Origin of the sequence: Rhizobium sp. BR 317 (assembly GCF_047445835.1) — a bacterium.
GTDB lineage: Bacteria > Pseudomonadota > Alphaproteobacteria > Rhizobiales > Rhizobiaceae > Rhizobium > Rhizobium paranaense.
Window position 1 is genome coordinate 116,414 of sequence record NZ_JARWLB010000003.1, and the last position, 12,633, is coordinate 129,046.

The window sequence follows — 12,633 nt, forward strand, 5'->3', positions numbered from 1 at the left end:
CCGCCGCTCGCCTGTGCCGGCAAGCTGAACAATGCCATGCGGCTCACCGCGCTCAATGAAAGGGCCGAGACGATCGGCCTGAAGCTCGCACAGGGCGTTGCCGAGGCGAAGGCAATCTGTCCCACCCTTGACGTCGTCGAAGAGGACCCGGGCGCGGACCGCAAACTGCTGGAGGCGATCGCCGATTGGTGCGATCGCTATACGCCGCTGGTGGCGATCGACGGCAAGGATGGGCTTTTCCTCGATATCACCGGCTGCGCCCATCTCTTCGGCGGCGAAGAGGCGCTGCTCGAGGATATTCTGATCCGAATTTCCCGGCTTGGTCTCTATGTGCGCGGCGCCATTTCCTCCGCACCGGGCCTTTCCTGGGCGGTTGCCCGCTTCGACGACAGCCGCGTTGTTCCTCCGGAGGCCATGGAAGAGGCGCTGGCGCCGCTGCCGGTCGCCTCGCTCAGGCTTGGCGAGGAAACCGTCGCCGCATTGCAGAAGCTGGGATTGAGGCAGGTGGGCGATCTCCTGGCAGCGCCGCGGGCGCCGCTGACCCGCCGTTTCGGTGCGCAACTCCTTTTGCGGCTCGATCAGGCCATCGGCCTCAACGAGGAGCCTATCTCGCCTCGTCGGCCGGTTGCGCAATTGTCAGCCGAGCGGCGGCTTGCCGAGCCGGTGCAGGCGGAAGACGATATTCTGCAGCTTGCCCGTCAGCTTGCCGAAACCTTGAAGCCGGGGCTGGAGGCCCGCGGTGTCGGCGGCCGCTCCTTCGAACTTTTGTTGTTCCGGGTCGATGGCGCTGTGTTCCGCATTGCCGCCGGCGCATCGCAGCCGCTGCGGGAGCCGAGCCGGATCGCCAACCTGTTCACGGAGCGCTTCACCGCCATTCATGACGATCTCGATGTGGGATACGGCTTTGAAATCGTCCGTCTCAATGTGCTGCAGCATGCGCCTTTCGACGCGATGCAGGGCGATTTTGTCGGAGAAGGCCGCCAGGACGCGTCGCTCGCCGCTTTTGTCGACCGGGTGGCTGCGCGGCTGGGGCCGGATTGCCTGCAGGGTTTCGAATTGCAGGAAAGCCATATTCCCGAGCGGGCCGTGCGACCGATGCCGGCCATGGGGCTTCTCGCTTCCCGGCGGCGGATAGGTAAGGAAGATGCCGGGTCTGGCTTCTTCCGCGGTGAGCGGCCGCTGCGGCTGTTTCGCATGCCGGAGCTGGTCGAAACCGTTGCCGCCGAAGTGCCCGACGGTCCTCCCCGGCAGTTTCGCTGGCGACGGATCATGCATCGGGTCAGCCGAGCCGAAGGGCCGGAGCGGCTTTCGGCGGAATGGTGGGTCGAGGAAAAGGAGGAGCCTGCCCGCGATTATTTCCAGATCGAGGATGAAGAGGGCCATCGTTTCTGGCTGTTTCGCAAGGGTCTCTACGGCCGAGGCGGAACGGCGCCGGACTGGTACATGCACGGGGTCTTCGCATGAATGCGCGCCCGAGCTTTCACGACCCCGTACCCTTCTTCGAGATCGGGGTGAGAACGAATTTCTCCTTTCTCGAAGGCGCCTCGCATCCGGAAGAAATAGTGGCGCAAGCCGCTATCCTGAAACTTTCGGGGTTTGGAATTGCCGACCGCAATTCGGTTGCAGGCGTCGTCAAGGCGCATGCGCATACCAAAGTTCTCCGAGAAAAATATGAAGAGGCCGCTAGGAACAACAGGGAGCTTCGAGCCAAGGGGGAGCCGGAAAAGCCCCTCCTGAAGCCGGTTCCCTTCCAACCCGGCGCTCGCCTGGTGTTTTCGGACGGTACGCCCGACATCCTTGCCTATCCGCAGAACCGCAAGGGCTGGGCGCATCTCTGCCGGCTGTTGAGCGCCGGCAATCTGAGCGGCGAGAAAGGCGTCTGTATCCTCAATGAAAGCGACCTCATGGAATGGGGCGACGAGATGATGCTGGCCCTTGTTCCTGATGCTGATAGCGTCGAGACGTCGGAGGGGCAGGCCAAGCTGGAACAGTGCCTAGCGCGACTATGGGCCCGCTTCGGCCGCAAGCTCCATCTGGTCCTGTCGCCGGCCTATGATGGTAGGGATCGGCTGGTCTTTGCTACGCTCTCCATCATCGCATTGCGCAACGGCGTGCGGCTAATCGCCAGCAACCAGCCGCTTTATCACGCGACCGAACGCAAGCCGCTTGCCGATATCGTCGTTTCGATCCGCGAGCATGTGCCGATCGCCGAGGCCGGCTTCAAACTGGCGGCCAATGCCGAACGCTACATGAAGAATGCGGTCGAGATGGCACGCTTGTTCCGGGATTATCCGAAGGCGATCACCAATACGCAGAAGTTTTTTAGCCGGCTGTCTTTTTCGCTGGACGAGTTGAAGCACAATTATCCCGACGAAAGCATTGATGGCGAGACCGTTGCGGAGACGCTGAAGCGACTGACGTGGGAGGGGGCCAGAAGGCGCTTTCCTGAAAAGATTCCCGAAAAGGTCTCGATGCAGATCGAGCATGAACTCAAGCTCATTCGTGAGCGGCAATATGAGCCTTATTTCCTGACGGTGCACCGCATCATGGAGTTTGCCCGTAGCGCGAATATCCTGTGCCAGGGACGGGGATCGGCGGCCAATTCGACGGTCTGTTATTGCCTCAGGATTACCGAGGTCAATCCGGAAATAACAAGCTTGCTCTTCGAGCGTTTCATATCGACGGAACGCGAGGAGCCGCCTGATATCGATGTCGATTTCGAGCATGAGAAGCGTGAAGAGGTCATCCAATTCATCTACAAGCATTACAAAAAGGAGCATGCCGGGCTGACGGCGGCGGTCACCAGCTATCGGGCGCGCTCGGCCGGTCGCGAAGTCGCCAAGGCTTTCGGCTTGTCCGAGGATGTGCAGTCTGCCCTTGCAAGCGGTGTCTGGGGCTGGTCGACGGAGGAGTTGTCCGAACGCGAGGCGAAGATTGCCGGTCTTGATCTCAAGGACAAGACGACACGCAACGTCCTTTCCTACGCCACGACTCTGATGGGGTTTCCGCGGCATCTGACCCAGCATGTCGGCGGTTTCGTCATCACCCGGGATCGATTGGACGAGGTGGTGCCGATCATGCACACGGCGATGGACGATCGCTATATGATCGAGTGGAACAAGGACGATCTCGACAATCTCAACATACTGAAGATCGACGTGCTTGCGCTCGGTATGCTGACCTGTCTCGCCAAGGCTTTCGATCTGTTGCTGCTGCATTACGATGTGAAGAAGCAGCTCGCCGATCTTGGTAGCGGCGAATATCCCGATCGCATACCGGTCTACGACATGATCTGCCGCGCCGATACGATCGGCGTCTTCCAGATCGAAAGCCGGGCACAGATGAGCATGCTGCCGCGTCTCCGTCCTCGCAAATTCTATGATCTGGTCATCGAGGTGGCGATCGTCCGGCCCGGTCCCATCCAGGGCAACATGGTTCACCCTTATCTCAAGCGGCGGGATGACATTCTTCATAATAGGCCGATCGAATACCATCGTCCGGAATTGAAAGCGGTCTTGGAAAGAACATTGGGAGTTCCCCTGTTTCAGGAGCAGGCGATGCAGATTGCCATTACAGCGGCCGGATTCTCGCCCGCCAAGGCCGATCGGCTACGCCGTTCCATGGCGACATTCAAACGAACGGGGAAGGTTGACGAATTCAAGCAGGACCTGGTTTCGGGCATGGTCGCGAACGGTTACCCTCGGGACTTTGCGGAGCGCTGTTTCAGCCAGATTGAAGGCTTCGGCGAATATGGCTTTCCCGAAAGCCATGCGGCGTCCTTTGCGCTTCTCGTCTACGCCTCTTCCTGGCTCAAGGCCTATTATCCCGATGTCTTCTGTGCGGCGATCCTGAATGCCCAGCCTATGGGCTTCTATGCGCCGGCGCAGCTCGTGCGCGATGCGCGTGAGCATGGTGTCGAGATGCGGCCGGTGGATGTCAATCATTCCAGTTGGGATTGCCTGCTGGAGAAGGCGCGTTTCGATCAGGATGCCGTCGAGCCGCGTCATGCGTCGATGCGCGAGATCATCAAGGCGCAATGTGCCGTCCGCCTCGGCTTCCGGCAGGTCAAAGGTTTGTCCGAGGATGAGATGGAACAGCTCGTCGAGCGCCGCGGCGATGGCTATCGGTCCGTGCGCGATCTTTGGCTGCGCTCCGGGCTTGCCAAGTCCGCTATCGAGCGCCTGGCCGATGCCGATGCCTTTCGCTCGATCGGCCTCAGCCGTCGCGAGGCGCTATGGGCTGTCAGGGCGCTCGATGTCGGCAGCGCCGCGGAAAAGCTTCCCCTCTTCGATCTTGCCGATCGGACCGACCTGCAAGTCGAGCCCGCAGTTTCCCTGCCGGAAATGCTCCCCGGCGAGCAGGTGATCGAGGATTATCGCTATCTTTCGCTGTCGCTGAAGGCGCATCCGGTGTCCTTCCTGCGTGCGGATTTCGCCCGACTGGGCATCGTGCAGAACCGGGATTTGCCCAATGTTCCTAATGGTAGGATGGTGACGATTGCCGGGCTGGTGCTGGTGCGGCAGCGACCGGGATCGGCGAAGGGCGTGATCTTCATGACGCTGGAGGACGAGACCGGCGTCTCCAATGCGATCGTCTGGCCGAAGATGTTCGAGAAATACCGGGCCATCGTGATGGGCGCCCGGCTGGTCAAGATACGCGGCCGCTTGCAGAGCGAGAGCGGTGTCATCCATGTGGTGGTCGATTATATCGAGGATATGACACCAGCGCTGGGGATCCTGCAACGCGAAGCCAGGCGGTTCGGCGTCAACGATCGGGCGGATGAGGCCCTGCGTCCGACCATGGATCATCGGCAAAAGAAGCGGCTTGCCGAAAGCCGGTCGGTGCGCGAGCAGACTGCTGAGATAGCGGCAGATGGCCGCAGCACTATCGCCCAGACGGCAAGCGTCATGCCGCGAGGCCGTAACTTCCATTGATGCGCCGGATGTTAGGGCTCACGCTGAAGTGACCTTGTCCGGCTTGCCCGCTGGAAAATGAATCGATTTTTCTTGACAAAGATCGTCTTCTTTCGCAGATAACAAGACAGCAGATGTCATGTTTGACGGGCTGAGCGAAGAATGCTGGTTTGCAGTTGTAATTACATCACCGACAAGGAAATCCGGGAGACGATTATCGAGCTCCTCGATCAGGATTGTTGGCAGCTCATCGTTCCTGCCAAGGTCTATCACGCCATGTCGAAGCGTGGCCGTTGCTGCGGCTGTTTCCCGAATGTCGTCGACATCATTATACAGACGACCGAGGACTATCATGCCCGCCGCCACTCGACGGAGGCGGAAATATTTGATTTCATGTCCCGCTTGAAAAAATTTCATGAAGACAACAGGAGAGCGGACATTGAAAGGCGACAAAAAAGTCATCGAGCGGCTTAACGAGGCCCTATTTCTCGAACTCGGTGCAGTTAATCAATATTGGGTTCATTACCGGCTTCTGGAAGATTGGGGCTATACCAAGCTTGCCAAGAAGGAGCGCGCGGAATCCATCGAAGAGATGCACCACGCCGATCGCCTCGTCGCTCGGATCATCTTCCTCGAAGGACATCCGAACCTGCAGACGCTGGCGCCGCTGCGCATCGGCCAGAACGTCAAGGAAGTGCTGGAGGCCGATCTCGCCGGCGAATATGATGCCCGCACCGCCTACAAGAAGTCGCGCGATATCTGTCACGATGCCGGCGACTATGTCTCGATGAAGCTGTTCGAAGAGCTGCTGGCGGACGAGGAAGGCCATATCGACTTCCTGGAAACCCAGATCGAACTGCTCGAAAAGATCGGCGAGGCCAAATACGGCCAGCTCAACGCCGATTCCGCTGATTCTGCTGAATAATTGGCTTGGAGCAATTCCAGGAAAAGTGCGAAGCGGTTTTCCGTCCGGAATTGCGTAAAAACAAAGTGATAGAGCGGTTGTTAGATGCTGTGAAAAGCTGAACCGCTCTATTGCTTCCGGCCGCCTGAAAGGTGGCCGGAACGCCCTCAATCTTCCGCCTTCAGACCGGCCAGATGTTGGAATTCGGCGACGACCTGTTCGTAGACCGACCGTTTGAACGCGACGATCAGGCCGGGCAGCTCTGCCATCGGCTTCCAATCCCAGGCATCGAATTCCGGCTCATGACCGCCAGGCGGCGGGTTGATGGCGATTTCGCTCTCGTCGCCGTCGAAGCGGAAGGCGAACCAGCGCTGGGTCTGGCCGCGGAATTTTCCCCTGAGGCCGATGCCGATCAACTGCGGCGGCAGATCGTAATTGATCCAGTCCTTGGCTTCGGCGAGCAGGGTCACGGTCTTCATGCCGGTCTCTTCGTAGAGCTCGCGATAGGCCGCCGCCAGCGGGTCTTCGCCCTCGTCTATGCCACCCTGCGGCATCTGCCAGAGATGCGGAGAGCCGTCATATTCGGAATTGCCGTCCGGGATGCGCTTGCCGGCCCAGACCAGCCCATCGCGGTTGAGCACCATGATGCCGACGCAAGCGCGATAGGGCAGGTCTTCAGCTCTGACGGGGAAGTGGCTCTTGCTCATGATTATCCTCTAAGCCTCAGGGATGTTTTGGGTCGTCGGCGAGGGCGGAGACGGCGACGATCTCAATGCCGCGCATGGCTGCCTCCTCGCTCCATTTGCTAATGGCGTCGACGCTCTCGTCGAAAGCGGATGCAACGCCGATTGCCGATCCATTGCGGCGCGCGATGCGCTCCAGCTCGTCGAGCTTCTTCAGAATGGCATCCTGCTTCAATTCTCCGTCGAGCTGCAGATCCGCAAAGGCATGCGGCATCTCCAGCGCCTTGGCGATAGTACCGGATTTGGACTGCGCCGAGGAGCCGTCGTCGAGGAACAGCAGGCCGCGCTTGCCGATATCGCGCATGACGGGTTCCATGGCGCCGGCATTCGACAGGAATCGCCCGCCGAGATAGTTCATCACGCCGGTATAATTGGTGATTTCGGCCATGGCCTTGTGCAGGTCTTCGATATTCTTGGCCGCCGGCTGCGAGGTCAGAAGCGTATCCGGTCCCGGATTGTTGCTGGGATAATCGAACGGCTCGAAAGGTACCTGGATCAGAATCTCATGGCCGCCCCGCCGCGCCTCCTGCATCCAGCGCTGCAGACTGTTGCCGCTGGCGGCAAAGGCGAGCGTGATATCCTCCGGCAGTTTCTCGATGGCGCGCTGCGTGCCGGTCTGGCTGAGGCCGAGGCCGCTGACGACGATGGCGATGCGCGTGCCGCGGGCGCCGGACCATGGCCGCGCATATTGGTCCATCGGTCTCAAGCCACCGGGCGCGGTAATCGGCAGCTTGCCGAAAGGCGAATCCTCCAGCAGGCTGTCGTTCGGCGTTGCCGCCATGCGCGGATCCTGGCCGACCTGATTGGCATTGATCAGTACGGGGCCATCGCCATCGCGGGTGTTCGGGCTGAACATGGTCACAACGGAACCATCGCTGGTGATGACCCGATGCGTATCGGCGCCGGATTGCGGATCGACCTGCTTCAGGCCCGGGGTTTGATCGGCTGTAGCCTGCTTATCGTCGGCTTGAGGCGGCGATACCTTCGCTGTGGTCTCGACGGGGGGAGTTTTCTGCAGGTTGTCGCGCAGCAGTGCCGAATAGAGCGAAAAACTGGCGATCGCGATCAGGCAGAAGCCGGCGAGGATGCGCCCGAAGGGCGGACGCCGCGGCTTGCGGCCAGAGCCGCGGTTCTGGCCCAGCGGTGCATGCAAATCCGTTCCCAAAGTCCGTATCCACCCCAAAAGGGAAACTGTCTGCCCCTGTGCCTTCCGCTGTCATGCAACCATCAAAGCGGAAGGACGCTCCAGATTCAAAACACTCAAGCAGATCCAAAATGGATTTCGAATAAGATCCTGCTTATTCAAATAGTTAGAGCGAGATGAGATGAGTCACCTCGCTCTTGATATGAACGCGCCGGGTCTGTTTCCAGCCCGGCGCTATTTCCTTACTTGGAGGAAACCGCCTTTTCCGGGTTCGGCGGGAAGGACGGGTCGGTCTTTGCGCCACGCAACAGGTCGAGCGCGTAGTTGAGCTGGACGTCGTCCTTCGGATCCGGCGGCACGTAGGCGGCCGAGCCGGAGCCCTGATCGGTTTCGCTCTGGCCCTTGATGTGGCCCGGCAGGCTGGATTCGCCTTCCGTCACCAGCTTGCCCTTCAGGTCATCCGGCAGCGGCTCGTCGACCTTGACGTCAGGCGTAATACCGGTGCCCTGGATCGAACGGCCCGACGGCGTGTAATAGAGCGCCGTCGTCAGACGCAGCGCGCCGTTGCCATCGCCAAGCGGGATGATGGTCTGCACGGAGCCCTTGCCGAAGGATTGGGTGCCGAGAACGGTGGCGCGGCGCAGATCCTGCAGGGCGCCGGCAACGATTTCCGATGCCGATGCCGAACCGCCGTTGATGAGCACGATGATCGGCTTGCCGTCGGTCAGATCGCCCGGGCCGGCGTTGAAGCGGCGGGTTTCGTCCGGGTTGCGGCCGCGGGTCGAGACGACTTCGCCACGCTCCAGCACATCGTCAGCGACGTTGATCGCCTGGTCGAGCAGACCGCCCGGATTGAGGCGCAGGTCGAGGACATAGCCCTTCAACTTGTCAGCCGGGATATCCTTCTTGATCTTGGCGATCGCGGCTTCCAGGTCCGGCGTGGTCTTTTCGGTGAAGGAGATGATGCGGAGATAACCGACATCGCCGCCCTCTTCGCGCGACTTGACGGCAGCAACGGCGATCACGTCACGGATGATGGTGAGTTCGATCGGCTTGTCGGCGCCCTTGCGCATCAGCGTCAGCTTGATCGGCGTCTTGACGGCGCCGCGCATCTTCTCGACGGCGTCTTCCAGCTTGAGGCCGCGGACCGACTGGCCGTCGATGGCGGTGATGTAGTCGCCGGCGAGAACACCGGCTTTGGCGGCGGGCGTGTCGTCGATCGGCGTGATGACCTTGACCAGGTCGTTGTCCATGGTCACTTCGATGCCGAGACCGCCGAATTCACCCTTGGTCTGGGTGCGCATATCGTCGGCGTCCTTGGCATTCATGTAGCTCGAATGCGGGTCCAGCGAGGACAGCATGCCGTTGATGGCGGCTTCAATAAGCTTGTCTTCCTGGGGCGGCGTTACGTACTGCGCGCGCACACGTTCAAAGACGTCGCCGAAAATCGACAGTTCCTTGTACGTGGAAGCGCCTGCGGCTTCCGCCGGCGCTACCGCCGTGTAGATGACGCTCATCGCGGTCGCACCCATCAATGCGCCAACGAGAACAAGAGAAGCCCTACGTATCATTGCGTGCCTTTCCAGTGTCTTTGGAGGTCCACCAAGGCCGAGAATCGACCGGCTTCCCATCTTTTCGAAATTCAATGTAAAGCGTTGGCCGATCCGTTTCCAGCGCCAATGCAGTCGCGCTCGCGACTCTTTTTTGGCCCATCACAGCAAGCGGTTCGCCAGCGAAGACAAATTTGCCCAGACGCGTCTTGATCGCGTCCATTCCCGACAGCACCATATGGTAGCCGTCGCCGGTATCGAGAATAACCATCTGGCCATAGCTGCGAAACGCGCCGGCGTAAACGACCGTCCCATCGGCGGGAGCGGTGACGAGCACATCGGGGCCGGTTGCGACGGTCAGGCCCATCGCCGTATGCCCCGTACCATCATCGTCGCCGAACTGGCGGAGAATATCACCCGCCACAGGCAGCTCCAATTTCCGTTTAAGGTCGGAAAACGGATATGCGGGCGCAATGCGGTTTTTATCGGGCACACCGTTTTCGGCCAGGGCCTTTGCCTGTTCGCGCTGCTGATCGGTCATCTGCTCGCGGCGGGCCTCTTCCGCGCGGGCCGCGGCGGCGGCATCGCGCACCGAGCCGATCTGGCTTTCCAGCGACGCGACGAGGCCCTCGAGACTGGTCGCCTGGCCCGCCAATTCCTCGGAACGCTTGCGCTCGGCATCCAGTTTGGCGGCGTTCTCATGGCTGAGCTTGTCGTTTTCGGCGATCAGCATGTCCATGCGCCGTTCTTCCTCCAGACTGTTGGTCATGGTGGCCGTGAGATCAGCCTTTTCTGCCGCGGTGGCGGCATGCAGCTTGGTGAGATCGGTGAGGTCGGCGATGAGCTTGTCCGTCTCCTTGCGCATGCCGGGAACGACGGCGCCGAGCAGGATGGCGCTACGCACGGAAGCAAGCGCATCGTCGGGCGTCACCAGCAGCGCCGGCGGCGGGTTGCGGCCCATGCGTTCCAGCGCGCCCAGAACTTCGGCCAGCAGCGCACGGCGCTCATGCAGCGATTGGCGGATCTTGTCTTCCTTGACCGCGAGATCGGTCAGCGTCTTTTCGCTCTGCTGAATCTTGCGGTCCATATCCCTTCGGCGGGCGGCGCTGTCAATCAACGCTTGGCGCAGGCTGTCGGTGCTCTTGTCGAGCGAAGCGATGCTGTCTTCCAGGGCTTTCGTCTTGTCGGAGGAAAGGCTGATCGTCTTTGATAATTCCTGCAGCTCGGCGCGGGTCTGGTCGCGCTTCCGAGCAAGGTCGGCGGCCGGATCTGGCGCCTGTTCCGGCTGCTGCGCCGATGGTGCGGTCGATGTGGCGACGGGCTGATCGTCTTTGGTTGGCGCGAGAGCGGGCGAAGCACCGTCATCTTCCTGCGCCAGGGCCATGTCCCGGAATTGAAACGGACTTTCCAGATAGACGCCGACGCCAAGGCACACTGCCAGGGAGGGCAGCAGCAAGCGGAAAAGCGTGGGCGGGGTTTTTCTCATCCAGTCGTTTGGGCTTAGCCCCTTCAAATCGCGTGAAATTAAACCGGTTTGGCGCGATTATCTAGGAAGCATCATCAATTTTGCGGCGGGAATCAAAACACGCCTGTGTGAGCGTTCCGTTAACGCAAAATATCGGAAAGCCAAACTGTTTTCGAGCTTTTCGATTCCAAGCAGAAGACATCAAACCCGGTGGTACGGGTGGCCGGACAGAATGGTGACGGCGCGGTAGAGCTGTTCGGCGATGAGAATGCGCACAAGCTGGTGCGGCCAGGTCATTTTGCCGAGGCAGATGGTCGCGTCGGCCTTGTCGTAAAGGGAGGGGTCGAGACCGTCGGCACCGCCGATGGCAATCGTAAGATCGCGCTTGCCCTGATCGCGGAATGTGCCGAGCAAAGTGGCAAAGGCTTCGCTGTCTAGCGCCTTGCCGCGCTCGTCGAGGAGGATGAGGACGCCGCCGTCCGGATGCGCTTTCTGCAACAGGACCGCTTCTTCGCGCTTGCGCGTCTCGCCGTTGGATGCGCGGCTTTCGGCGACTTCGGTCATGCGCGCCAATTCGAGGCCGATTGCCGGACCAGCCTTGGCGAAACGGTCGAGATAGCGGGCCGCAAGATCCTTTTCAGGGCCGGTTTTCAACCGTCCCACGGCAAAAAGACCTATCCGCATTCCCGCTCCCAAGCATATCCGCCATCATGGCGGCACAAATATAGATCGTTGCCGGACAAACATGTCCGGCGATTCGATACTACTAACCGGGACCGGGAATAATGCCCGGAACAGGTTAGTGCAGCGTGCCTTCGTCGAGATCGGGTGCTGCCCACATCTTTTCGATGTTGTAGAACTCGCGAATCTCGGGACGGAACACGTGAATGATGATGTCACCCGTGTCGATCAGCACCCAGTCGCCGCCTTCCAGGCCTTCGACGCGGGCATTGCCCAGGCCTTCGTCCTTGAGGTCGGTGATCAGATGGTCGGCGATCGCCAGGACATGCCGGTTCGAGCGTCCGGAGACGACGACCATGTGGTCTCCAAGCGCGGACTTGCCAGCAATGTTGATGGTGACGATATTTTCGGCCTTGGAGTCCTCGAGGCTTACGAGGACGGCTTGCAGGGCGCGGGCAGCGGCATCGACGCCACGTTCCGGGCTCTTCGGGATAACGACAGGCGTTCTTCCCTTGGCGTGTACTGTTGTCAGTGCTCTTCCTTCCTTGAGTAACAGAACAGGCACATGATCTGAGTCGATCACGCCTTAAAGATAGGCACCAAAGCATTAAGGTTTCAAGACGCTGGTTGTCATCTATTGGACGTAAAGACAAGCTTTTGTGGTATTTTTCACCGCTTTCGCACCATATATGGGCAATTGTCCACGCAACTCCTCAACGGAGGCGCCAACTCACGTTAGGTGATGTAAAATTCGGCAGAGGCCGCCGCCCTCCCGCTTCCCATGTACAGGCGAGCCAAGGACGCGTATACACAGGAGCAGATCGAAACGCTCCGACGCCATGACCAAAGCCCCGCAACAGTCCCTGAAGCCCATTCTCCGGATCAATTTTCCGGGACAGGACCGGCTTGGTCGCGGCAAGATGGAACTGCTTGAACATATTCGCGAAACCGGCTCGATCTCGGCGGCCGGCCGGGCCATGGACATGTCCTATCGCCGCGCCTGGCTGCTGATCAGCGAATTGAACCATATGTTCCAGGAGCCGGTGGTCGAATCCCAGCGCGGCGGCCAGAATGGCGGCGGCGCTGCATTAACGCCGTTCGGCGAGGAATTACTGCGGCGGTTCCGCGGCATGGAGAACTCTGTACGGGCAGCGATTGCCGGCGATCTCGAATGGCTGGAGGCCAATCGCAACCCCGCAGAGGCCGCCGCAGAGCCGCAAACAGAGTCCTGAT

The 12,633-nt window shown here is 60.3% G+C and carries 12 protein-coding genes; 5 read left to right on the forward strand and 7 right to left on the reverse strand.

The window, feature by feature from the left end; translation table 11 throughout:
- The first annotated feature begins 36 nt into the window (after positions 1–36).
- Together QD357_RS05625 and QD357_RS05630 are read left to right on the forward strand one after the other, a co-directional pair.
- Positions 37–1,464 carry a Y-family DNA polymerase gene (locus tag QD357_RS05625; protein WP_245407542.1) on the forward strand — a complete coding sequence of 476 codons (1,428 nt, stop codon included), beginning with the start codon at positions 37–39 and terminating at the stop codon, positions 1,462–1,464.
- A complete protein-coding gene (locus QD357_RS05630; protein ID WP_107109903.1) occupies positions 1,461–4,934 on the forward strand; it encodes an error-prone DNA polymerase in 3,474 nt (1,157 codons plus the stop codon). Before QD357_RS05625 ends, QD357_RS05630 begins: the two co-directional genes overlap by 4 nt.
- 18 nt (positions 4,935–4,952) lie before the next feature.
- Here the strand turns inward: QD357_RS05630 and QD357_RS05635 are convergent, their stop codons facing one another.
- On the reverse strand, positions 4,953–5,249 hold the full coding sequence (locus tag QD357_RS05635; RefSeq protein ID WP_343070017.1) for a hypothetical protein: 297 nt from the start codon (positions 5,247–5,249) through the stop codon (positions 4,953–4,955).
- Between QD357_RS05635 and QD357_RS05640 the strand changes: the two genes are divergently transcribed.
- Both QD357_RS05640 and bfr read left to right on the forward strand, forming a co-directional pair.
- Complete coding sequence (locus QD357_RS05640) at positions 5,130–5,387, forward strand: (2Fe-2S)-binding protein (RefSeq protein WP_343070018.1); 258 nt, start codon at positions 5,130–5,132, stop codon at positions 5,385–5,387. The genes QD357_RS05635 and QD357_RS05640 overlap by 120 nt on opposite strands.
- Entirely contained in the window at positions 5,353–5,838 is a 486-nt protein-coding gene (gene bfr / locus QD357_RS05645; RefSeq protein WP_146144011.1) for a bacterioferritin, read from the forward strand. Before QD357_RS05640 ends, bfr begins: the two co-directional genes overlap by 35 nt.
- Positions 5,839–5,984: 146 nt before the next feature.
- Here bfr and QD357_RS05650 read toward each other — a convergent pair whose 3' ends face one another.
- The 6 genes from QD357_RS05650 to rsfS all read right to left on the reverse strand — a co-directional run bounded on the left by QD357_RS05650 (position 5,985) and on the right by rsfS (position 11,965).
- Positions 5,985–6,524: an RNA pyrophosphohydrolase gene (locus QD357_RS05650; RefSeq protein WP_107109900.1), complete on the reverse strand. Its 540-nt coding sequence runs from the start codon at positions 6,522–6,524 to the stop codon at positions 5,985–5,987.
- 16 nt (positions 6,525–6,540) lie between these two features.
- Complete coding sequence (locus tag QD357_RS05655) at positions 6,541–7,725, reverse strand: divergent polysaccharide deacetylase family protein (RefSeq protein ID WP_107109899.1); 1,185 nt, start codon at positions 7,723–7,725, stop codon at positions 6,541–6,543.
- A gap of 221 nt (positions 7,726–7,946) precedes the next feature.
- Positions 7,947–9,275, reverse strand: coding sequence for a S41 family peptidase (locus QD357_RS05660; RefSeq protein ID WP_104824886.1), 1,329 nt, complete (start codon positions 9,273–9,275; stop codon positions 7,947–7,949).
- A complete protein-coding gene (locus QD357_RS05665) occupies positions 9,265–10,740 on the reverse strand; it encodes a murein hydrolase activator EnvC family protein (RefSeq protein ID WP_414124100.1) in 1,476 nt (491 codons plus the stop codon). Before QD357_RS05665 ends, QD357_RS05660 begins: the two co-directional genes overlap by 11 nt.
- Positions 10,741–10,920: 180 nt before the next feature.
- Positions 10,921–11,403, reverse strand: coding sequence for a 23S rRNA (pseudouridine(1915)-N(3))-methyltransferase RlmH (rlmH, locus tag QD357_RS05670; RefSeq protein ID WP_107109897.1), 483 nt, complete (start codon positions 11,401–11,403; stop codon positions 10,921–10,923).
- 115 nt (positions 11,404–11,518) lie between these two features.
- The gene (rsfS, locus tag QD357_RS05675; RefSeq protein WP_107109958.1) at positions 11,519–11,965 is read right to left on the reverse strand and encodes a ribosome silencing factor; all 447 of its coding nucleotides are present in this window, start codon (positions 11,963–11,965) and stop codon (positions 11,519–11,521) included.
- Positions 11,966–12,239: 274 nt separating this feature from the next.
- On the opposite strand from rsfS, the gene QD357_RS05680 reads away from it, so the two are divergent.
- Positions 12,240–12,632, forward strand: coding sequence for a winged helix-turn-helix domain-containing protein (locus QD357_RS05680; RefSeq protein ID WP_107109896.1), 393 nt, complete (start codon positions 12,240–12,242; stop codon positions 12,630–12,632).
- Position 12,633: the final 1 nt, after the last annotated feature.

Bases quoted from the DNA above. Each gene is read 5' to 3' on its own strand.
- QD357_RS05625 (WP_245407542.1), top strand. From the start codon at position 37: ATGCGGCTCACCGCGCTCAATGAAAGGGCCGAGACGATCGGCCTGAAG.
- QD357_RS05630 (WP_107109903.1), top strand. From the start codon at position 1,461: ATGAATGCGCGCCCGAGCTTTCACGACCCCGTACCCTTCTTCGAGATC.
- QD357_RS05650 (WP_107109900.1), bottom strand. From the start codon at position 6,524: ATGAGCAAGAGCCACTTCCCCGTCAGAGCTGAAGACCTGCCCTATCGC.
- QD357_RS05660 (WP_104824886.1), bottom strand. From the start codon at position 9,275: ATGATACGTAGGGCTTCTCTTGTTCTCGTTGGCGCATTGATGGGTGCG.
- QD357_RS05665 (WP_414124100.1), bottom strand. From the start codon at position 10,740: ATGAGAAAAACCCCGCCCACGCTTTTCCGCTTGCTGCTGCCCTCCCTG.
- rlmH (WP_107109897.1), bottom strand. From the start codon at position 11,403: ATGCGGATAGGTCTTTTTGCCGTGGGACGGTTGAAAACCGGCCCTGAA.
- QD357_RS05680 (WP_107109896.1), top strand. From the start codon at position 12,240: ATGACCAAAGCCCCGCAACAGTCCCTGAAGCCCATTCTCCGGATCAAT.